The sequence below is a fragment of the Porphyromonas sp. HMSC077F02 genome, assembly GCF_001815465.1.
GTDB lineage: Bacteria > Bacteroidota > Bacteroidia > Bacteroidales > Porphyromonadaceae > Porphyromonas_A > Porphyromonas_A somerae.
Window position 1 is genome coordinate 26,133 of record NZ_KV820687.1, and the last position, 22,791, is coordinate 48,923.

18 protein-coding genes are annotated in these 22,791 nt (G+C 47.2%); 5 read left to right on the forward strand and 13 right to left on the reverse strand.

Features of this window, described 5'->3' with window-relative positions; translation table 11 throughout:
* Positions 1-8 precede the first annotated feature (8 nt).
* The 4 genes from HMPREF3027_RS08250 to HMPREF3027_RS08265 all read right to left on the reverse strand — a co-directional run bounded on the left by HMPREF3027_RS08250 (position 9) and on the right by HMPREF3027_RS08265 (position 3,665).
* On the reverse strand, positions 9-1,007 hold the full coding sequence (locus tag HMPREF3027_RS08250) for an AAA family ATPase (RefSeq protein WP_070708042.1): 999 nt from the start codon (positions 1,005-1,007) through the stop codon (positions 9-11).
* A gap of 180 nt (positions 1,008-1,187) precedes the next feature.
* The gene (locus HMPREF3027_RS08255) at positions 1,188-1,745 is read right to left on the reverse strand and encodes an FHA domain-containing protein (protein WP_070708044.1); all 558 of its coding nucleotides are present in this window, start codon (positions 1,743-1,745) and stop codon (positions 1,188-1,190) included.
* Positions 1,746-1,784: 39 nt separating this feature from the next.
* A complete protein-coding gene (locus HMPREF3027_RS08260) occupies positions 1,785-2,537 on the reverse strand; it encodes a JAB domain-containing protein (RefSeq protein WP_083317568.1) in 753 nt (250 codons plus the stop codon).
* A gap of 3 nt (positions 2,538-2,540) precedes the next feature.
* Complete coding sequence (locus HMPREF3027_RS08265; RefSeq protein ID WP_070708070.1) at positions 2,541-3,665, reverse strand: mannose-1-phosphate guanylyltransferase; 1,125 nt, start codon at positions 3,663-3,665, stop codon at positions 2,541-2,543.
* 185 nt (positions 3,666-3,850) lie between these two features.
* Between HMPREF3027_RS08265 and HMPREF3027_RS08270 the strand changes: the two genes are divergently transcribed.
* On the forward strand, positions 3,851-4,195 hold the full coding sequence (locus HMPREF3027_RS08270) for a PAS domain-containing protein (RefSeq protein ID WP_070708046.1): 345 nt from the start codon (positions 3,851-3,853) through the stop codon (positions 4,193-4,195).
* 389 nt (positions 4,196-4,584) lie between these two features.
* On the opposite strand, the gene HMPREF3027_RS08275 is transcribed toward HMPREF3027_RS08270, so the two are convergent.
* From HMPREF3027_RS08275 to HMPREF3027_RS08315, 9 genes are all read right to left on the reverse strand, one after another.
* The gene (locus HMPREF3027_RS08275; RefSeq protein ID WP_070708048.1) at positions 4,585-5,511 is read right to left on the reverse strand and encodes a hypothetical protein; all 927 of its coding nucleotides are present in this window, start codon (positions 5,509-5,511) and stop codon (positions 4,585-4,587) included.
* Positions 5,512-5,525: 14 nt separating this feature from the next.
* Positions 5,526-6,701 (reverse strand): hypothetical protein, encoded by a 1,176-nt coding sequence (locus HMPREF3027_RS08280; RefSeq protein WP_070708050.1) that lies wholly within the window; start codon positions 6,699-6,701, stop codon positions 5,526-5,528.
* Positions 6,702-6,728: 27 nt separating this feature from the next.
* Positions 6,729-7,931 carry a DUF4856 domain-containing protein gene (locus HMPREF3027_RS08285; protein WP_070708053.1) on the reverse strand — a complete coding sequence of 401 codons (1,203 nt, stop codon included), beginning with the start codon at positions 7,929-7,931 and terminating at the stop codon, positions 6,729-6,731.
* Positions 7,928-8,551, reverse strand: a complete 624-nt coding sequence (locus HMPREF3027_RS08290) for a hypothetical protein (protein WP_070708054.1) — start codon at positions 8,549-8,551, stop codon at positions 7,928-7,930. The genes HMPREF3027_RS08285 and HMPREF3027_RS08290 overlap by 4 nt, the downstream gene beginning before the upstream one ends.
* An 11-nt stretch (positions 8,552-8,562) precedes the next feature.
* Positions 8,563-9,600 (reverse strand): DUF4302 domain-containing protein, encoded by a 1,038-nt coding sequence (locus HMPREF3027_RS08295; RefSeq protein WP_070708056.1) that lies wholly within the window; start codon positions 9,598-9,600, stop codon positions 8,563-8,565.
* Positions 9,597-10,589, reverse strand: a complete 993-nt coding sequence (locus HMPREF3027_RS08300) for a putative zinc-binding metallopeptidase (protein ID WP_070708058.1) — start codon at positions 10,587-10,589, stop codon at positions 9,597-9,599. Before HMPREF3027_RS08300 ends, HMPREF3027_RS08295 begins: the two co-directional genes overlap by 4 nt.
* Positions 10,590-10,594: 5 nt before the next feature.
* Positions 10,595-12,130: a RagB/SusD family nutrient uptake outer membrane protein gene (locus HMPREF3027_RS08305; RefSeq protein WP_021903585.1), complete on the reverse strand. Its 1,536-nt coding sequence runs from the start codon at positions 12,128-12,130 to the stop codon at positions 10,595-10,597.
* 5 nt (positions 12,131-12,135) lie between these two features.
* Positions 12,136-15,528 carry a SusC/RagA family TonB-linked outer membrane protein gene (locus HMPREF3027_RS08310; protein WP_371440878.1) on the reverse strand — a complete coding sequence of 1,131 codons (3,393 nt, stop codon included), beginning with the start codon at positions 15,526-15,528 and terminating at the stop codon, positions 12,136-12,138.
* A gap of 67 nt (positions 15,529-15,595) precedes the next feature.
* Positions 15,596-17,872 (reverse strand): TonB-dependent receptor family protein, encoded by a 2,277-nt coding sequence (locus HMPREF3027_RS08315; protein ID WP_070708060.1) that lies wholly within the window; start codon positions 17,870-17,872, stop codon positions 15,596-15,598.
* A 792-nt stretch (positions 17,873-18,664) separates the two neighbouring features.
* On the opposite strand from HMPREF3027_RS08315, the gene HMPREF3027_RS08320 reads away from it, so the two are divergent.
* From HMPREF3027_RS08320 to HMPREF3027_RS08335, 4 genes are all read left to right on the forward strand, one after another.
* Positions 18,665-19,291, forward strand: a complete 627-nt coding sequence (locus HMPREF3027_RS08320) for a porin family protein (protein WP_070708062.1) — start codon at positions 18,665-18,667, stop codon at positions 19,289-19,291.
* A gap of 194 nt (positions 19,292-19,485) precedes the next feature.
* Positions 19,486-19,812, forward strand: a complete 327-nt coding sequence (locus HMPREF3027_RS09455; RefSeq protein WP_244860747.1) for a DUF4492 domain-containing protein — start codon at positions 19,486-19,488, stop codon at positions 19,810-19,812.
* 60 nt (positions 19,813-19,872) lie between these two features.
* A complete protein-coding gene (locus HMPREF3027_RS08330) occupies positions 19,873-21,456 on the forward strand; it encodes a cytochrome ubiquinol oxidase subunit I (protein ID WP_026161839.1) in 1,584 nt (527 codons plus the stop codon).
* A gap of 12 nt (positions 21,457-21,468) precedes the next feature.
* Positions 21,469-22,629, forward strand: a complete 1,161-nt coding sequence (locus tag HMPREF3027_RS08335; protein WP_018029251.1) for a cytochrome d ubiquinol oxidase subunit II — start codon at positions 21,469-21,471, stop codon at positions 22,627-22,629.
* Positions 22,630-22,791: the final 162 nt, after the last annotated feature.

Here is a 22,791-nt window from a genome sequence, read left to right on the forward strand (position 1 = left end):
CTTAAGTATCAAGGTACCTGAACCTTATTGAGGATTTCGCTAATTATCTCCTCAGAGACAAGATTATTCGCCTCCGCCTCATAGCTCAAAGCAATCCTATGGCGTAGCACATCGTGGCAGACAGCTCGTACATCCTCTGGAATCACAAAGCCTCTGTGCTTGATAAAAGCATAAGCTCTCGCCGCCAAAGCAAGGTTGATCGAAGCACGTGGAGAGGCTCCATTGCTGATCATACCAGCGAGGTGAGGCATACCCGTCTCCTGAGGGAAGCGTGTAGCAAAGACGATATCCACAATGTAGCGATGAATCTTCTCATCAATATAGACTTGATGAACGATCTCGCGAGCCTTAAGTATCTGATCGATAGTCACCACAGGGGTCACATCTGGCTTCACCTTGCGGATCTGAGATTGTACAATCTGTTGCTCCTCCTCCTTGGTAGGATAGCCCACCACCACCTTGAGCATAAAACGGTCGCTCTGTGCCTCAGGCAGTTGATAAGTCCCCTCTTGGTCAATCGGGTTTTGTGTCGCCATCACCAAGAAGGGCTCTGGGAGCTTAAAGGTCTCTTCGGCAATCGTCACCTGTCGCTCCTGCATCGCCTCCAAGAGAGCACTCTGCACCTTAGCGGGTGCACGGTTGATCTCATCTGCCAAAACTAGATTGGCAAAGATAGGACCATGCTTCACACTAAAACGCTCATTCTTCTGGCTATAAATCTGCGTACCAATCACGTCGGCAGGGAGCAGGTCGGGTGTAAATTGTATTCGGCTAAACTTTGCATCCATCAGGTCAGACAAAGTCTTAATCGCCAAAGTCTTGGCAAGACCAGGAACACCCTCTAGCAAGATATGACCGTCGGCCAAGAGCCCAATCAAAAGACTCTCTCGTAGGTGCTTCTGCCCTACAATCACACGGCTCATACCACTCTCCAAGAGATCCAAGAAGTGACTCTCACGCTCTATTAGCTCCGAGAGAGCTCTCACGTCCACTCTATTTTCTTCCATCTAAATCGAGTAATTATCTGATTTACCAGGGGGGTCGTCATTGGGTGACTCCCCTTCATACTATAATACACAACACTCCCTCCCTACCTATTGCTAGCAAAGATAAGGAATTATCAGCACCTCTCTTAATATCGGGTAATAAAGAATGCTAAAAGGGAAGGGGCCGACTATAAAATAGCATCAAAAGTCGAGCCACTCATCCCCTTCATCCTCCTCGCCGTGAGGAAGATGAACGATGGCTGTAGTAGCTCCGAAAGTAAGGACATCGCCCTGAGAGAGCCGACGCCGCTCCCCTTGATCAATCTCAGCACCATTCACAAAGGTTCCGGTCATACTATCATTATCCATCACCTCGAGCCGACCATCTTTGGAGAGCGTAAAGTAAGCGTGTTGCCGATCAATACTCGGGTCGGCCGTTAGCACCTGTAGCTGAGCGGAAGATCTAGGGTTGTACCGACCGAAGAGGCTTCGCCCCTCAGGAATCTGAATCGTTTGAGGCTTAGTAAACTCCGTCTCAATAATCTCCAGATAGGTACCCTCCTCCGAGAAGTCGGCCTCCTCAATACTAACCGCTTTGATGGATCTATCTCTATGCTGTAGTGCCTCGGCAGCCGTCTTATACACAGCTATCGGTTGCTTGCACTCGTCGCAGACCACACGCTCGGCACTATCTTGATGATGACCGATAGTGACCTCCAAAGAGGCCCCACAATAGGGGCAAGTAATCACTGTAGACATGGCTATATAAATGGATATATATTCTCTAATAACTTAACACTATAATCCCACACCTAGGCGCCCATTATCTAGATAGCTATAGTAGCCATTGTCGGTAAAGATCACATGGTCCACCATACTTATCCCAATCAGCCGACACGCCTTGTAGAGCTGATCCGTGACATCGTCATCGTCGTGGCTAGGTTGCAGACTTCCTCCTGGATGGTTGTGCACGAGTGCCAAAGCCGGTAACTCAAGCCGGAGAGCGGTACTCAATATTACCCGAATATCGGCGGTTGAATTGGTGAGCCCCCCTTTTGAAATCCTAATCTTCCGCTGTGCAATCAGTCGCTGATTGAAAAGCACTATCCAAAGTTCCTCGTGCGAGAGATTATACAGGTCGGTATAGATGTAGTCGTAAATCATCTGACTATTGGTGAGCTGCTTTCCCTCATTGTCCAACTTCTTTTTGTGGTTCACCGTCCGCATACCCAGCTCTAGGCAGGCAAGGATATTGGCTTTCTTCGCCATACCCACTCCTTTAATGGGTATTGCACACCCTGTACGCAGAGACTCATAGAGTCGATATAGATTGTTATCTGCCGACTCCAAAATCAGGTGGGCAAGCTGTAGGGCATTGGTTCCCTGCAAGCCAGTTCCCAACTGAATCGCCATCAACTCTGCATCACTCAGAGCTCTAGGCCCATGGGTTAGCAATTTCTCTCTTGGACGCTCCGACTCCTTGAGGTCGGTCATCCGTATATGGTCTAGGGAGTAGAGGGGTGCCTCTCCTCCTTCGTCTCTCTTAGGCATCACTCAATCGGTATACTTTTCATTGAGCCCGTGTGCCTCTGCTACCACCTGACGTAATTTATCCTCTTCACCACGTCGGCAAATCAGTAGCACATCATCGGTCTCCACCACCAGCATACTATCAATTCCCTGTAGCACCACCAGCTTCTCTGGATCATTAATCGCCACCAAGTTGCTCCTACTATCATTGTAAATCGTTTGGTGTGCTCCAATAGTGGCATTGGCGTTCTGATCCTTATCGGTGAGCTGATAGGTAGCTGACCACGTACCTACATCGGTCCACCCCATATCCGCCACCAGCATCAGCACCTTCTGCGACTTCTCCATTACGGCATAGTCAAAAGAGATATTTGGGCAGTAGGGAAATACCTCGTGCACATAGATCGTTTCCCGTGCCGTTCCCCACACCTCGGGCTTACTATAGAGTCGCTCAGCTATCTCAGGAGCATGGGCCTTTACCTCGTCAATCAGCACTGATGTCATTGCCACAAAGAGACCAGCATTCCAATAAAACTCCCCACTATCCACCAAGATCCGAGCCATCTCACTATTAGGCTTTTCGATAAAGGTCTTCACTGGATAGCAGTGGCTAAGCATCTCACCCCCATCTTCAACGGGCGACTCCAGAGCTTGGATATAACCATAGCCCACCTCCGGATAAGTTGGTTTAATTCCGAGGGTCACGATCATCTCGGTGCAAGAGGCATATTGGGCCGCCTCACCTATCAAGGTGTGGAAAGAGGGTTCATCCGTCACCAAATGATCTGAAGGGGTGATCACCACCACAGCATCAGGGTTGATGGCATGAATGTGACGAGTAGCATAGGCGATAGAGGAGGCAGTATTGCGATTTTGAGACTCACAAAGCACATTCTCCATCGGGAGGTTAGGGAGCTGCTTCCGCACAATTTCTTCATACTGAATATTGGTCGCCACCAAAATACGATCTGGAGAGATGCAGCGCTGCATTCTCCGATAGGTCATCTGCAACAAACTCTCCCCTGTATTGAAGAAGTCCAAAAACTGCTTAGGATAGCTCTTTCGACTATAGGGCCAAAACCTACGCCCCACGCCACCGGCCAGTATCACACAATAAAGATTTGCGTAGACGTTATCTGCTTGAGTCATGATCATCGGTCTGAATATAGGTCAATCGAGAAAGGAGAGGGAGGCCCATTATGATATTCCTACGGAAGTCAATGGTCTGCCACCTCCATTCTTGCTACAAAGGTAATCAATTATTCCCTAATCTTGTGTACCTTTGGCACACCAATCAGTAGATACACATTATATTTATAACACTATATAGCACTATGATACCATACTTTGAAGAAGCTGATATCGCAGTCACTATCTGCGATAAAGAGGGAAAGATCATCGAGATGAACGGACAATCGAGAGAGGTCAACCTAAAGCCTGGGCAAGACCTTATCGGCAAAAACGTACTCGACTGCCACCCAGAGCCAGCCCGCTCCCTACTGGAGCATCTGATGACGCACGAGGAGAAGCACGTCTACACCATCACAAAGGGATCACGCAAAAAGCTCATCTACCAAATCCCGTGGTACCAAGAAGGTGACTACGCTGGATTTATCGAGCTCTCTATGATCATCCCCGAGGAGATGCCCCACTATATCCGCAAACCCAAAACTGAGTAAATTAAGGTGGTAGTGGACTAAGCAATTCGTCCATGTCGGGCTCGTCTAGCACCGAATCTTTTTATAACCCCACGAAGAGCTCCACTTTTCAGTGTTCAAACTGCAAAATGAGGTGAAAAACCCAGCTAAAGTGAGGTCTTTGTAGCCCCATTTACAACCAATTGTAAATCAATGCCATACAAAGGCGTTTGCCGAGATGCAACTAAGCAATCGGTTAGTTGCATCTCGGCAAATGCTTAGTTGCAACTCGCCGATTGCTTAGTTGCATCTCACCGATTGCTTAGTTACAATTAAACTTTTCACCTCCTTTTTATCCTATTTATTTGCAGTGCTCTAAAGATTACGAATACCCCGGATAGTGGGGATTCGGCTAAGATGCCCATTTTACATCACTTGATGTAGGGCATAATCACCTTAAAACCTTTTCCTCGGAGGGTAACCAACTGCTTCGTAGCATCTACCTGCTCCACGATTAGAGAGTGGCTGCCATCTCTCACCTTGGTATGGCGGAACTCCTGTGGATTATTAAGGCTTATCTGTAGCTTTACCTTCTCTCCTACGTGAGGTGCCGTTGGGATGGGTGAAAGGGTAACCACCCTCTCTGCTTGGTAGGGCTGTGCAGCATTGAATATGGTGAAGCTTCGATTACCTCTTTTGAGGGTCATGCCTGTCCGCATCATTAGGTAGAGGCTCCGCGAAGTGGTGCCATAGAGGCCTACTCCCTGGTCGGTGCCACTGCATCTGACAGTGATAGTGACGCTCTTTTGGCTGCCATCCTCTGAAATGAGATGCACCACCGCCACCCCTTCATGGTGTGCATCGACCTCTAGGATACTGGTTTTGGCATTCCACCTTGCCGATATTGCCTCCTCTGGGTCGTCGATCACCAGCTTTGCCTTATCCCCTCCACCTTGAAGTGAGATGAAGCGGCTTTCGTCGGTGGGGTAGAGGCGCACCTCTTCCATATTGACACTCACTGGGGGCACCACCACATGTATGGGTAGCTTACGGCGGTAGTCGCCCGAGAGGATGGTAGCGAAGGTCTCGCCCTCGAGGTGGCCTGTAATGCGGAGGGTGTCGCGACTAATTGAGACGCCTGCTATCTTGGAACTCTCCACATTGGCGATGTATTTTCCGGTACCTCCTTGTAGTATAATTGTATGGGTGGTCTGCTTATTGAGTGACACCTCAGTGAGGTCTTGCTCACCGACCTTGATAGGCGCTAGCTCATGGGGTGCCTTATTATTTTGACAAGCACCACACAATACTATCGCTAGAAGGGTGCTTGTGAGTGGTAGTAACAATCTTTGCTTCATATCTCTCTACAGGCTTACTTTACGGTGATGAAATAAGTGATTTCTATCGGCTCACGATCTTTTTCTTTAATAAAGATAATGAGGGAGTGCTCTCCGGGATCTAATTGGAGAAAATCGTCAGAAGGCGTTACCTCTTGCCCATCAAGTTGGTACTTAATCTCGGCTCCTTCGAGGATGAGATCGGTATAGAATAGTGGTAACTGCCTTGGTGCTTCGCCATCTTTAGAGATCATATAGAGATGTGGCACACGCGTAGGGTCATTGGGTGAGCGTCGGTACCCCTCTGTGTGCACCTTGATGACATCTGAAGGGCGTGAGAAAAGGCTACCCTTAATGCTCTTAACGCTGTAGCTGTATGTGGTATTGGCTTTACGATGCTTATGTATGAAGCTGGTCTCGGTAGTCTCGCCTATTGGCTCCCCATCGCAAAGTATTTGGTAGGTGACTCCCGGCTCGGCAATGGCTCTCCAAGTGAGTGTTATTTCGTGCTGCATCGCTTTGGACGAAAGGTTGGCTGGTGCTGGTAGCTGTGGCTCTTCTTCGCCTCTCTTCACCTGCATAAAGGAGATATCATCGATGTAGAACTTACTGCCCTCCGAGCCCTCTACCACTAAGCTAAAAGCTGCCTTATTGACTCCGGCGGGGGCCTTGATCTCGGAGATAGTATGTTGCTGCCAACTGTCGCCTACTTTGGGGACGTAGTATTTGAATTGTTTGAAGCTATTATCTTTTTTGATGAGTTGGTCATCTTTATACCACTCTATCACCACACATACTTTAGCTCTAAATACATAGTCGCCTCTGTACCAGAAGGAGCATTGATATTTGCCCCCAGCTTCAATGGGGATGATATTATTCTTGGGGATATGCCCCACTTGGGAATAGTCGTTATCGTGGTAGCTGATACTTCCACCATTGAGATAAAAAAGAATACAGTAGCCACCTGAGTGACCTCCTTGCACCTTAGTGCCAGCTAAAGTATCATCAAAGCGCCAATGGTGAGGATAGATCTTTCGCCACATATACTCTTCTTGTGGCTCTTCGCCCTCAAGAGGAGTTTTGCGGTAAAACTTTTCGAATCCCCCATTTTTCAATAGCTCCTTATTAAGCTCTTGAGCCAATGCGCTAGGAGCATTGAGCACCAAGATAAGGAGGAGGGAAAGGGTAGATAGGATATTTTTGAACTTCATATAACTGCTTGAATGTATTCGGGTGATCTACTTAATCTCCTGCAAAGGGAGCTCAAAACGGTGAGCCACCTCTTTAGTAATAGTATGGAGAAGGCCAGTATTGCCATCACTGCCGATGAGCTGGCCTCTATCCCATAGCCCATTGCCAGCAAGCAACTGCTCTTGCATCGCTTTCACTTCGCTATAGGAAAAGAGCGGTTGCCCCTCTTTATCGCAGGCAAATTGGAGGGAGTAAAGGGCTCCTACACCTTGGGAAAGGAAGAATAGAGCATTCTCTGGCTCTTCTCGATAGTTGGCCATTGTGATATTCCCCTGGAGCAATTGTAGAGCACGGACTGCTACCACTTTAGAGAGCTCTATGCGAATCAATTGCAATTGCTCTTGCAGAATATCGTACCTATAGTTGGTCAATGCCCAGCGCCCCAGAGCAAAAGCATTGTATAGCTGGATACGGCTCTTGCCCAGTAGAGGTAGATTGATACTGCTCACAAGAGGCTGCCAAAAATGGGTGTAGTAGCCAAAAGCTAGGTCCCAATGATGCTCCAGCTCGGTGTAATTATGACCATCGGGGAGGTAGGTGTGCTCATGACGAGTGAGCAATTCTCCATGTGCATAGAGGCTACTTGCAAGGTGTACATTAAGAATTAAATCAAGGTAAATAGCACCACGCACTAGCTCCCTATAATATTCTGCTGGAACCAATCCATCTTGAGTGGCAAAGAATATATAATCATCGCCAATGTGGGTGCCGACATACCCCGCCACTCCGATGGAGGCTCTCTGGTTACGGGTCAGATTAGGCGCCTCTGTACCTAGGCCACTAAGCTTTTCTATCGCCCTAAAACAATCCTCAATATCATTGATCACCTCAGCCCTATCGGCTTGGTGGAGCACAGATGAGGCAACCACCGATTGTGGGCTTACCAATCCATAAAGCCCATCGTGGAAGTAGTTGTAAACGGTATTGCGACTACCTTCGTTATTGATACGCGCCTCCCGAAGGAAGGTACTGTAGATAATCTGAAGGGGCTCATCTAGGAGAGTACACTCGTAGTAATCGACACTACTTCGCCCATTTCTACTGAATTTATACTCTGGATCGGGATATTCGGGTAGCTTGTAAGCACTCTCCACCGTCTCCCCCTCCCATCTATTCTGGCAACTTGATAAGCCCGATGTTGAGAGAGCGAAAAGGAGAAAGACCCAAGCATACTTTAGACAATTCTTCATGGTAGTATGATATATTCACAGAAGGGCTGGCTAATATAGTCTTGCCCCTCTCTATTTTGTGTTTGACTCACTTTCAACTCTTTTACTACGGTTAGTCCATCTTCCGACACAGCCCTAATGCTGGCAGTGATATTGGACTCACGAGGTGCGGTGCCATTGACACTAAGGTACATAGGATACCCCGACTCTGCCTCTATTGTCACTTCGTAAGGCTCTTCAAGGGTCATGATCTCCTCAGCACCCGATACGCTCGTACTACTTCCGATGATGTGTATCTGCTTATCTTCGCCAATGTACTTTACCACAAATCGGCTATTAACTTCATCGGGCACCGCACCACGCTCGGTAAATTGGCAGGTAAGGGTCACGGTGTACTTACGCTTTCCTTCAGAAATCTCCACCCCTGGGTAACTATAAGATTCTAATGCCTCATAGGGGTCACAAACCTGACGCACTTGATCTTCGTACGAGATCTTTGGCTTCTCAATACCCTTAAAGGGGAAAAGGGTGGCATAGTCCTCAGGCTCGGGATCATGATAGTTGCGCTGGCAACTCATAGCGCATAGCAGAAGGAGTGTACCACTCAGTAGTGGAAAAAGCTTCTTTGTATTATGTATCATATCATTGAATATTAATCTTTAATAATCGGGGCATCCCATATCACAGCTTTCACACCTGTGGGGATACCTTCGGGATGTAGGTGTTTACTTTCTAAGCTTGTCACCCGAGTGTGAGGGTTGTAGACCTTTACCAACTCCGCTTCGAAGCGATCATCTATCCGCTCAAAGTCCATAAACACAATATCCTTGCTGTATCTTAGTCCAGCTCTAAAAGTGATCCCTTCACTAGTTCCAGCATAACCAGATCCTAGCCCCACCATCTGAAGTGCAGGATAACCAGGGATTGGGTTACGCTTCTTATTGTAGAGAAATAGGTAGTATCTCTTGGTGGTCAACTCCTTAATATATGGGCGATTGGTTTCAGCCTTAGTTTTAATGTAGTTGTCACTCTCAAAGTACACCCTATCACCCATTCTAATAGAGAGCTGTGGATTCTGCATCTCCTCGAAAAAGAGACGGTTTTGATAGGCCTTTGCAAGGGGGTCCTCATCGCTTTTGAGCTTGGTAAAGATGATGTATTCCTTTGCGGGCAAGATAGTGCCGGCAGTTCGGAACACCAATTGACCATATTCATTTTTCCCTTGATAGAGAAAGTCGGTTGATCCTCTGAAGGAGTCGTTGACTAGCTCATGAATATAATTGAAGGTCTCAAAGGTAAGCTGAGTGTAGCTACCTCTTTTGATGGTATACCTGCTTACCTTAGGTTCGTCACAGCTCGCTTCGGTAAAGTCTGCCTTCATCTCCACAGTGCCTTCTTTGCTAAACTTCATCACAAAGCTGCTACCACCATAACCCAAACGACCACGAAAGGCAGTTTGGCCAATCAGCTCATTGGGATTGGAAAAGAGGAGTGAATCGCAGTGGGGAAAGTAAAGAACACTCCAACCACTAGGGCTACTTGTAAGCTCCTCGTGAAGCGATGAGATACTAGCTTGCACACGCTCCGATGGGCTCTCATGGAATGCCTGCTGTAGTTTTCCATTACAGCTAGCTAAGCTAGCTAGTGCAAGGGTGAGGGGAATAATAGTAGTATAGTATATCTTTTTCATTCTTCTTCCTCTTTGCTTTGAATAAATTGCGCCACTCTACGTAGGATAGTCACCTCGGCTTTTGTGAGATCCAATCCCCAATGCACCTTGATGTACTGGCTGAGAAAGGCTTGCTTCTCTAGCAACTCATTATGTGCCAAAGCCGCTTCTCTTGCATACCTCTCTGCTACCTCAGGGTTGGGGTCGCCGTCAGGGATACTTGTCTCCTCAAAAAGATACTCAATCTCTTGGGGTGTAGAGAGCAGGGTGGCACTTATCATCTCAGCCATGTCGTCTTCAGGGGAGAGCAAGGCGTACATTGTGTAGCATCCTCGCCTACCGGCATAGGTATCCAGACCAAACCGTTCCTTGTAACTCTGCTGGTAGCTTAGTGGGATGGCTATTGGCTCGGTAGAGGATAGGTATCTATGCCCACTAATTCGGTAAAACTTGTCTCTATCGTAGGGGTAGAGCTCTAGCATCCGCTTGGCAAACTGATGAAAGACACTTCGCATCAGTAGGAAGACCTTTTCGGGGTCACTCGGGTCGAAGCTATTGACATTGTAGATACACATCTCTACAGGTGTGCCTAGGGGGTTGTAGAGCAGTTCTACCCCATTAGGATCAAGGTTGGGACCGCCATACATCTTGATACGGATGGGGAGTTTGCCCTTGAGGTAGTGAAGGTCTCCGATGGCTGGTAGCTCGAAGCTCTCTAGGAATAGATACTTCACGGTCTCTAGCACGCTCTTGACCTTCTCCTCTTGGGGAGGGTAAACGTAGGTACCAAGTAGCTCCTTCTCGTCCCAGCGGTAGAGCACTTCTATCTGATAGGGCTGGGTAATGGATTGGGTTATCCATTGGTCTAGCTCACTCTCATTGGTGGTCTCTGCTGCAGGAGCCAATACGCTTGTATCGCTTAGTTTTGCATTTTGGCACCCAGCAATTATCATTATCAATGGGAGCAGCAGGGTGATTAGCTGCTTATTGGTTTGCTTATTGGGTCTCATATCAATTACTTTCTATCTAACTCTTTTCGCTCACGTGGGTTGGGCTGGAGCCCTCGTTTGATGGCCTCATTGGGTATTTGTAGAAGCTTGCGTGGGTCGTCTTTCTCAAGGGGAAAGTAATACTTACTCTTGCTATCACGAGCCACAGAGAGGTGGAAGCGACGAATATCCAACCACCGAAGCCCCTCTTGGTAAAACTCTTTTTGCCTAAAGTCGAGCACTAGCTTTACGAATGCAAGTTGCTTGATGGTGAGGGGATAATAGGGGCTATAGACCTGATAATTCTGGGGGTTGGTGGTCAGGTAGATAGAACGCTCTACGTAGGGGGTAAAGCCGAACTTCCCTCGTGTGTACTCTTGTAGGTCGTCAATAGCCTTATTGTACTCACCGAGCATCGCCAATGCCTCCATACGATTGAGCAGTACCTCATCAGTAGTAAATAACACATTGGTCACATAGAGCCCTCTCGGCTTGAGCCCACTATCGAGGTTACTCCTCACCTCATCAAACTTTGAGATGTATCGGCCCACCTTCAGTGGCAAGGGGGAGGGGGTAAAGAGGTAGCTACTGGATTGGTTGAGTCGCTTGAAGTTACCACCATTTTCAATCCCCTTCTTATCAAAGATGGCCTCTACGCTCTCCTTAGTAGGTCCATACTGCACTCGTGGAAGCTCACGAGCCCACCTCGACTCGGTAGTGGAGAGGAGTAGATTGGCAGGCTCCAATGCACTTGCATAGCTTTTAAATAGCTGTGGGCGTGCAAATTCGTACTGCTTTTGATACTCCGTCCAATGCCTTAACTCTCTTTTTGGGTCTCCACCCAAGACATAATTGGCATAGTCTACCACCTTTTGCCACTCCCCTTTGTGCAGATAAAAGCGGGAGGCAAAGGCGTAGGCAGCTTTTTTATTGAAGTGAAACTTGGGATGGCGGTAGAAGCGGTCGTTGACCAGCGTAATACCCAGCTTGAGATCGGCCTCGATCTCCTCATACACCTTTGCTACAGTTGCTCTATCATAATCGACCATGGCATGCTTCTCTGGGCTTTTCAGATAGGGGATACCAGGATGGAGGTCATCGGCTCCTCTATAAGGCTCTGCCCAAATATTCACCAGCATAAAGTGGAGATAAGCTCTTAGTAAAAAAGCTTCGCCATAGAGTGCCTTGACACGCTCTGTCTTGGGGTACTTTGTGAGTAGCTCGAGTGCAATATTGGCCTGAGCTATACCTCGATAACAAGCGTTCCAATAATTTAACGGCGTATCCAGGTCCTCTTGATCATAATCTTCCCAAAAGTACATTGCCTCATTGAGCCTATTCTGCTCACCATAAGGTCGGAAGCCCACATTATCTGTTCGGGGCTCAAGGAATGGAATATAGCTAGCTGTGGGATAGGCACCGGTGAGTAGCTCGGCAATCTTCTCCTCGTTGTCGACCTCTATATTGAGGTCGGAGTTGGGGCTCTTATCTAGGTACTTCGTACAGCTAGCGAATGTGATTAGCCCTAGTAGGGCACCTATGATCCATGGATATCTATTCATGATTTTCAAAACGTTATGCTCATTGATACGGTTACCTGCTTGGGTGTGGGGAGGGATACTCCACCTGTACGGTAGTACTCAGGGTCTTGTCCATTGAGCTTTTTATCGGCATAAAGCATCAGCGGATTGGTGGCATTCAGCCTAACTGATAGGCCTTTCAAGCGAATTCTTTCAAGAAGCTCCTTTTGGGCAGTGTAAGATAGTGAGATACTCTTCAGGCGAATAAAACTACCATCGGCCACTTTATTTTGCGAGAAGTTGTAGGTATTGTAGGCTCGCTCAATATTTTCCCTCCCAATGGCTCCTATAAGAGATTGCGATGGGAGTACTGGCACCTCGGTATGGTACTCATCGCCTGGGCTCAGCCACCTATCACGGTAGTCGCGAGAAAAGACGTTGAGATCGGCATAGAGGGGGTCAAACGTAGGATTGATCCGAATCTTATTCCCAGCCTGCATAGTGATGAAAAGAGAGAGCTCCCACTCTTTGTACCTAAAGGTATTCATCAGACCTCCCATTGCCTGTGGCTCTATAGGACCGTGATAGAGGAGATAGCTCTTATTGAACTCTGTATCCAAAAAGTCGGCACCAACAATCCGGGCATGCTCTTGGCTATTTTGGTAAAGGCCAAAGTCGAAGGTAGGTAATCCATTGGGGTCAAGACCTTGGAAGTTGAATGAGAAGAGTGAGCCTTTGGGATAGCCCACTAGATTGCCCCTGCCACGACCTGCTACCATATCAAAGGCATTAGGCGAATTGAGTAGACGGGTAATCATCTGGCTCATACCACTAATGGTGAGACTACTGCTCCAGGAAAAATTTTCTGTAACAATGTTTTTGGAGTGAATCCCTAGCTCCACGCCTCGGGTGGTCATATCACCAAAATTGGCATATTTATAGTACTGCCCCCCTACCCCTGAGGTACGTACGAGGTCGATAAGATCAAAGGTATTGCGCTGGTATAGGTCCAATGTACCGCTGATGCGGTTATTTAGCATACCCACTTCAAGACCCACATTGAGCTCATACATCTTTTCCCACGTGAGGTCTCTATTCTCCAATTGGTCAAGTAAGAGTGCATTCTCTCTATCCTCCAAGTGGAGCCGATTGGTGATGCCCATCCGGAAGATATTGCTGGTATTGATCGCCTCCTCATTCATCTTGGCCGTAAGACCGTAGCTAGCGCGGAGTGCCAGTTTGGAGATGGTGGAGTGGTTACTGAGCCACTCCTCTTGATCAAGATTCCACTTAGCACCTATATTCCAAGTGGGCAACCAGAGAGCCTTAGCTCCCTTGCCCGAAGTATTGGCACCTTCGTAATTGAGCACCGTATTAAAGATGTACTTACCTGCATAGCCATAAGTGGCATTGAGCGAGAAGGTAATGCCCCTATCCACCATGCTTCTGTGCGAGAAGTAGGGTGTATTCTCCTGCGCGAGCTTATCAAAGACTTTGGGGTTGGGGTAGACTTGATTAGCTTTATCGTACTGGATTCCATAACCTTGGAAAGGGGTGATAAAGCGCTCGGTACTACGCAACTCGCTGAAACCAAAGAGTCGGATATCGTGCTCATCTACCTTTTTATTGTAGTCGCCCGATAAGCGACCCAAAAAACTGGTCATCCCCACCTCGGTCTTATTGAGGATGCCACCGTGAGTAAGAGCCACCTTTGGCTGCAAGGCAGGGTTATTTGGGTCGTTAAGGAGGTAGAAGTTTTCATGGGCTACCGTAGGAGTCTCTGCTGCCTGATAGGCCAATACCACATTAGACTGCTCCTTCACCTCATGCTGGGTATTGGTTGCTGCCCTACGGATAGAGACGAGGCCTCCCACCTCGAGCTCTTGGATAGGCTTATAACTTCCTTCGACTTGCAACTTGAAATCTATCACCCGCATCTGCATCTGATTATTTTCGTACTCAGATAGGATATTGAAAGGAGCCCAATTATTGCGGTAGTAAGCCCTATTTCCATTGGCATCATAAGGGGTTAATGTACGACTAGTGCTAAGCGCATAGGCAAATGGATTGATATCAAAGTCGCGCTCGTAAGCACCGATCCGGCTATTCCGCCTTAGTGGCATGGTACCCGGGGCTCTCTGATTACGGATATTGCCATTGGCACTAAGAGTCAGCTTCAGCTCCTCTTTTGGGTAAAAGGTGCTCTTGAGGTTGGCAGTGAGCTGCTGCACCCCATCCGTAATGGTCCAACCGCCATCATGGTAATAACCAATAGAGGCATAGGTAGCTACATGGTCGCCACCTCCCGATAGAGTGACGGTGTGCCGAGTGGTGGGGCGGTAGGTAAAGAGGAGGTCAAACCAATCGGTATTGGCATACTCACCGCGTTGCAAAAACTCTAGCCTCGCCTTTGGAGTATTAGGCAGGAGATAACTGCCAGTATTAGGGTCTACTGTTAGAATATCACGATACATCTGATGGTATATACCGCCCCTTCGGCCATATAAAGACTCTTTGACGCCAAAGTAACCCTTATCCCACATCTCCTGGTAGAGCGACATCGTCTCTTGCGAATCCAAGAGGTCGTACTCCCTATAGGAGGGCTTTAGCCTAAAGGCATTTTCGGTGGCATAGGTAACGCTTAGTGGCATCCCCCTTCTGCCCGACTTCGTAGTGATCACTATCACCCCATTAAGGGCTCGCGCACCATAGACCGAAGTGGCAGAGGCATCTTTGAGCACTTGAATATCCTCAATATCGGAAGGATTGAGACCAGATACCGCCGAACCGATCAGCGTCACAGCATCACCAGAGGCCAATTGATCCATAGTCAGTGGTACCATATTTTCATACACAGCACCATCTATCACCCAGAGAGGCTGTGCATCACCTAGGATGGTGGCACCTCCACGGATGCTAATCTTTGGGGCAGCACCAAAGGTGCCGGATATATTTTGTACCGATAGACCAGGGATACGCCCTTCCAACATCCTCGACATATCAGGCACGCCATCAAGCTTTATCTCCGCCATTTTCACAGCGGTTGCGGCACCGGTGTAGACTCTGCTACGCACTTTTTGGTAACCAGTCACCACCACTTCGTCCAACTGAGTCTGATCTTCTTTCAGCTGTACATTCATAATGGATCCACTGACAGTAACCACCTTAGTTACCATACCAACAAAGCGGAAACTTAGCTTATCCCCCTTGGTGCCATACACCTTGTATCTACCCTCTGCATTGGTAACCGCCCTACTCCCATTGCTTTTATTCTCCACAAGCACGCCAGGAAGGGGTAAGCTTGTTTGGTCGCTCACCACCCCAGTAACGGTTTCTCTCTCATTGCTCTCTTGTGCTAAGAGGGTCCCTTGGCTACAAAAGAGCAAAAGGAGTAGAAGCATTGAGAGGTGCTGTCGCTGGAATATATTCTTCATCATCATATCTATTGATCACTCACAGTGGCATCATACCAACCCACTGAATATACATATACTACAAATTAGCTGATTAAAACTTCACCTCCACGCCCCCATAAATACCTCTTGGGTGACCGGCACGCATCCCTGAAGGATGACGCGATACCACGTAGGCTTTATTCGCTAAGTTAATGGCATTTAGCGTGAGTGTAACACCCTTATATACCTTTGCTCGAATGGTGGCATCCCAAATAGTATGGTGCGGAATAGTCTCCCTAAGTGCCATTGTCCCTTGCCCTGGCACCGTACGCATATCTCCATTGAAACGCACACCAACATTGAGATCTACCCACTTGGAGGTGACCCCCAACTGCCCATTGAATGAGTGCTTAAAAATATAGGGTATTTCATCACCTGCATGGACATCACCCCACGCGGAGCTGGTAAAGTCGTTCTTCATCTTGGTGTCGGTATAGGTATAGGAAAGTTGAGTATTGGCACGTACCACCCAATGACGGGGCATAGGGTCAAGGTTGAGCAATACTTCTACACCCCTTACCAGTGCGGCACCGACATTAAATTGATCCATCGTCCCCTGCCCACCGGCTGCTGTAAGGTCACTTCCAAGCATATTTTGATAGTTATTATTAAAGCCAATCACCTCAAAGTGCAAGCCAGATATAGCTATACGCAAACCAGCCTCCACATTGGTGGAGCTCTCAGGCTTTTGATCCAAAACGGCACTTGGAGGGGCAAAACCTCTATGTACGCCTGTAAATACCGATACTTCGGGGATGATTTTGTAGTTCACCCCCACCCCAGGTAACCACACTCGAGCCGAATTAGGGGTCTCAATACGAATACGACCTGACCGCCTTGGATCCTGCTTGGTATAATTCCGCTTCTCCAAAACCACATCTTCATAGCGTAAACCTGCGGTAATCGTTAGATTGTTCCATGCCCATGTATTTAAGATATAACCGCTCCATGCACGGGCTGTCGTTACTTGGTTAGACTGACTTCCAGGGTCTCCTGGGCGGAAGAGCTTCATCTCACCCGACTGCATAGAGTAACCGTCGTCCTCTTGGAAGCGATCCTCTCCATCTTCATGATACCGAATGCCGCCCTCTACAGTAAGGTAGCTCTCTCCTAGGCGCCACTTATGCTCTGCTTTGGATTGAATGCCTCTAGAGAAGTACTTCCTCCGATTGGCACGCACCATAAGTGCTTCACCAATATAATCACGCTGCCCCGTAAGGATCTCAAAGTATTCGTGATTGGTCTCTGGATCGGCCAGCACCTGACCTATGGAGCGCTTTTCCTCTTTCAGGTAACCTACCCTCACGTCACTCAACTTATACCAATTACGAAAAAAGTAATTATAGTATAGATTGGAGGTAATCTTTAGACCATTCTCGGCCATCAATATGTGGCTCAAAACGCTCTGAAAGTGCTGTGTCTTGAGGTGATCCTTATCGGCACCTGCATACCTGAAATAAGGGCGTAGAGCAAAGTCTTCACTACTAAGCCCAAGGTAGGTTTCATCGGAATCCTCATTCGCCCAGCCCAACTTCAGCTCTACATTATGATTAACACCCGAAAAACGATCGGTACTAATCCCGAACTTCGCCACCACATCATTACGCTTAAAACCAATACGCTCATCAGGCTCATCTCTCCTAAATCCTTTGGATTGATGGCGAAGATACTCCACCATATATCCGAATATACCCCTACGATCACCGATCATAATATGTCCCTTGGCGGTATCAAAGCTACCGTAAGAGGCATTGAACTTCCCAGTAAAGTGGGTAGGTATAGGAGTCGAAAGCATGTTGATGGCACCGCCCGTGGTAAAAGGGCCATACTGCACCTGGCTACTCCCTTTCAGCACCTCCACAGCACTCATCCTCGCTACACTCGGAAAGTAATAGGCTGCTGGTGCAGAGTAAGGAGCGGGAGCAATCAGAATACCATCCTCCATAAGTGAGATACGTTCACTTCGCTCGGCCTTGGTTCCACGCAAACTGATATTGGGGCGAAGACCAAAGCCATCCTCTTCATACATATTGACGCCCGGCACACTCTTGAGCATGCGATTGATGTCGGTATAATTGAACTTAGCTAGCTCACTAGGAGACAAAAAGTAAGCAGAACCAGTGCGGTTCCTTGCTTGAAACTTGCTACCTAATATCGGACGAGAGTAAATTACCACCTCATCAATAAGGCCATCATCTCTAATAGCTCCAAGGGTATCAACTGATTGAGTAGTCTGTTGAGAAACAGTATTACTGTCTTTTTCTTGGGCATAAACTAAACCGCAAGAAAAGAATAAAATGAGAATAATCGTCGAACGTCGAAAAAGCATAACTAGCGTATGGCGAATATGGTTCTTAATAAAAATATCCCAATTATCTGAGATATATATTCAAAAATTATTTAGCACTGCAAAGATATAAAGGCAATAATGTTCCCACAATACCTACATATAGGTATTTTATTCTCTTATGTCACGATGATTAATGCGGATAGTCTACACAACCAATATAACTAGAATGGTCAAATGATTTGGGATATCGCCTACTTGACGTTGCTGAATGACGTGCTTTATGAGAATGATGCACAAAGTAAAATAGGCAATACCACCTAGGCAAGCATTAGAGGTCTGGGAACCCTAATAGGCACTTGGAAGAGGGCCTGCCATACGGCAAGTTTATCCTAACATTTCAGCCCTGATTATCAGATAGTGGTTACGCATTAAATGAGCAAAGTGAAAACCTAGCTAAAACGGGGTGTTTGTAGCCCCATTTACAACCGATTGTAAATCAATGCCATACAAAGGCGTTTGCCGAGATGCAACTAAGCAATCGGTTAGTTGCATCTCGGCAAATGCTTAGTTGCAACTCGCCGATTGCTTAGTTGCATCACCACTTTAGCCTTACTAGCATAGAGGATTTTGGAGGTGCTTTAAGGTGGTTTTGGACCTACGCTTTTTCTTGCCTAGACAAAGGGGGGGCTCTCCCCATAGGCTCTCCAATGAATACCACTGGATAATACCTTATTATAATGTGTCGACCTTGACTATTCGTTTTATCGGCTCATAAAAATTGAATATCTTTGCGACGACAAATAGTTTATTAATCATAAATATAGAACGATTATGAAGAGAATTTATACCGTTGTTTCGGTTATTATCCTAGGACTTGCTAGCTCACTCACGGCACAAGCTCAAGGTGGCCTCCGCTGGGGCGTGATGGGTGGTGCCAACTTCAGCAAGTTCAGCACCAAGGCAGATGATTACAAGAGCGACCTATTCACCGCTTTCCACATCGGCCCTATGGTTGAATACGAGCTCCCCATATTTCCACTAGCACTTGAGGCTGGCGTACTTTATGCACAAAAGGGTGCTAACTTTGATATGGCAGGTAAGGATGCTCTAAGCCTAAAGAGCAACCTTATTGAGATACCGGTCAATGTGAAAGGCTATGTATTCAGTATCCCCGCAGCACGCTTTTTCATCCTTGCTGGCCCTAGCTTCAACTTTGCACTCAATACTAATGTAGGTGATATTAAGCTCGATAATTCAAACGACATCAAGGCCAATAAACTAGGAATTGGTCTCAATGCTGGTATCGGCGTAGAGGTACTCAAGTATCTACAGATCTCTGCCACATTCAATGCAGCGATGAGCGATAGCTACAAGTTTGAGGGTGCAGCAAAAGTCCTTAATGACTACATCAACACCAAGGAAAAGGGATTCTCTGTAACTGCTAGAGTCCTATTCTAAGTGATACTATCGGCTAACCTATAGTTGTTAGCATGCGGGGCTTTTCGTCTGAAAAGCCCCGTTTTGTATAACAAGATAGGCGACAATGTGAAAAAACAACAAAATAAGGGGGTTATTATTTGGTAGTGTGCATAATGTTTTATAATTTAGCACACGAATTCATTACCATAAGAAAAAGAAATAACAAGCCTGCCGTGAAAGAGATTGTTGATAATAACAAGGAACAAGCCACCAGTGGTGATAGCTTAGTCCCCCTCAAGAAGGGCTTCTTCCCCAAACTGATACAGCTATGGAAAGAAGGGCTAAGGAGTATGACGTGGGGTAAGCCTCTCTGGATACTCAATATCATTAAGTTGCTGATCCTCTTTGGCGTACTCAGGCTATTTTTCTTCCCCAACTTCCTCAAGGAGCAGTCCAAGACTAAGGAGGGCCGACAAGAGTATGTGCGGAATGAGCTTGTGAATAGGGCTATTGAGCCAACTGCTACCCCTACGATCACACCTGAGGGAGGTGAGGAGTAGTCGCACACACATTAAATAATATAATACAACAACAATATATCAGCATTATTTTTACCTACTATGTTACTAAGTGCACTTATCGATTGGTCGCGATTACAATTTGCGATGTCAGCGATGTACCACTGGATCTTCGTTCCGCTCACACTAGGAATGGGATTTATTATGGCACTCGCCGAGACTAAGTACTACCGTACTGGGGACGACTTTTGGAAGGAGACTGCCAAGTTTTGGCAAAAGATCTTCGGAATCAACTTCGCAGCAGGTATTGCCACTGGTCTTATTCTAGAGTTTCAGTTTGGTACCAACTGGTCCAACTACAGCTACTTCGTTGGTGATATCTTCGGAGCTCCCCTAGCGATTGAGGGAATGTTTGCCTTCTTCATGGAGGCCACCTTCTTTGCAGTGATGTTCTTTGGATGGGACAAGGTGTCGAAGAAGTTCCACCTCGCCTCTACCTGGCTCACCATTGGTGGTGCTACACTATCAGCTGTTTGGATCTTGGTGGCCAATGCCTGGATGCAGTACCCTACCGGTGCAGCACTCAACCCCGACACAGTGCGTCACGAGATGATCAGCTTCAGCGATGTAGCCCTCTCTCCTGTGGCTGTCTCAAAGTTTTTCCACTCAGTGATCTCTAGCTGGATGCTAGGCTCTATCGTGGTTATGGGTATCTGCGGCTATTACCTACTCCGCAAGCGCAATCAAAGGTTTGCACTTGAGAGCATCAAGCTAGCAGCCACCCTTGGTTTGGTATCAGCGATTCTTACCATCGCCACAGGTCACCTCTCTGCAGGCCATGTAGCTACCTACCAACCTATGAAGCTCGCTGCTATGGAGAATATGTATGAAGGTAGCGAAAAGGCACCTCTCAGCGTCATTGGTATCGTGAATAGCGACAAGAAAAAAGCCGATTGGGCAAGTGATAAGAGCGACTACGCTTTTAATATCGCACTTCCTAGCGGGCTTTCAATTCTTTCTTTCAACGACCCCAACGCCTACGTACCTGGTATCAAAAACATACTAGAGGGTGGTTATACCAAGCCCGATGGTACCATAGCGCTATCTGCCGAGGAGCGTATCCAGAGAGGTAAGATCGCTATCCAAGCACTTGCCGACTATCGTGCTGCCAAAGAGGCTGGCAACGAGGCTGAAGCAGCTGCTCAGAAAGAGATCCTAGATGCCAATTATGAGCACTTTGGATATGGTTACTTCGATAATGTTGAGGACCTGATCCCCAATATCCCAATGCTTTACTACAGCTTCCGCATCATGGTAGGGCTAGGAATGCTATTTATTTTGGTCTGCCTAGTGCCATTGATTATGCTCCGACGCAATAAGGAGAAGTTTATGAATATGCGTTGGTACCACTGGGTAATGATCATCAGTATCCCACTAGTCTATATCGCTTCACAAGCAGGCTGGGTAGTAGCAGAGGTTGGTCGCCAACCATGGACTATTCAGGATGCTCTTCCTGTACAGGCCGCTGTCTCCAACATTGCAGCAGGTGCAGTGAAGACCACCTTTACCCTCTTCCTAGTCCTCTTTACACTGATGCTCATTGCCGAGCTAAGTATCATGATCCATGCGATCAAGAAGGGACCAAAAAATCATGTTTCAAACGACTCTCAAAACGAGGCGAAATAATCGGGATACAGTATGGATAAGTTAATTTTTCTACAAGACTACTGGTGGTTTATCATTTCACTGCTTGGCGGTCTTCTCGTGTTTCTACTTTTTGTACAGGGTGGTCAGACTTTTGTCTTTTCACTGCACAAAAACGCACTACAGCAGAGGATGCTGGTCAATTCTACAGGTCGTAAGTGGGAGTTCACCTTTACTACACTAGTCACCTTTGGTGGTGCTTTCTTTGCTTCCTTCCCACTCTTCTACTCCACTAGCTTCTACGGAGCATACTGGGTGTGGATGCTCATTCTATTTTGCTTCGTTATTCAGGCAGTATCCTATGAGTACCAAAATAAGAAGGGTAATGTATTTGGCAAGAAGACCTATCAGTGGGCACTATTCCTCAATGGAGTACTCGGCCCATTGCTCATCGGTGCTGCCGTAGGTACCTTCTTCACTGGTGCTAACTTCGTAGTGGATAGAACCAACCTCACCAATCTTGGTGGCAACCTCTCTGTCTCTACTTGGCAGGATTACAATGGCGTGATGCTTCACGGACTTGAGGCGGTGCTCAATCCTTGGAACCTTGTTCTAGGACTTGCAGTGCTATTCCTTGCCCGTACCACTGGGCTACTCTATTTCGTCAATAACGTACGCGATGAGGAGCTCAATCAGGCTGCTCGCAAGCGTATCCTTCCAAATGCGATCATCTTCCTCGTATTCTTCCTCGCCTTCCTTGGTTTCTTACTAACCACTCAAGGCTTTGCAGTAGACCCTGCTACTGGCGAGGTGTTTATGGAGAAGTACAAGTACCTCAATAACCTCCTACAGCAGCCTGTACTACTTGTAGTAATGCTTCTAGGAGTGGTGGGAGTATTGGCGGGTATCCTACTGACTGTCTTCAAGCCTCACTTTAATAAGGGTATTTGGTACGAGGGCATCGGTGTAGTACTCGTAGTGACGGTGCTGCTACTGATGGCAGGTTGGAACAATACAGCTTACTACCCAACTACTGCTGACCTACAGAGCTCGCTAACGATTCGCAATAGTAGCTCTAGCCAATACACGCTAGAGGTAATGGCTTACGCATCGCTAGTGATCCCATTCGTACTGGCTTACATATTCTATGCATGGCGTAAGCTAGACTTCCATAAGTTTGACGAAGAGGAGATGAAGAAGGGTAACCACTATTAATATCTCACTCGTTCAGATAGTTCAAAGGGGCTCAGCCGTTGGTTGAGCCCCTTCCTTTTTCTAGTCTTTTGAAAAGATTGTCCGACCCGCAAGGGGTCGTAGGGTGGTGGGAAGGTTTTTTATGTTCCCCTGTCTTGTCCTAGAAAAAGTTGACTCATAGAT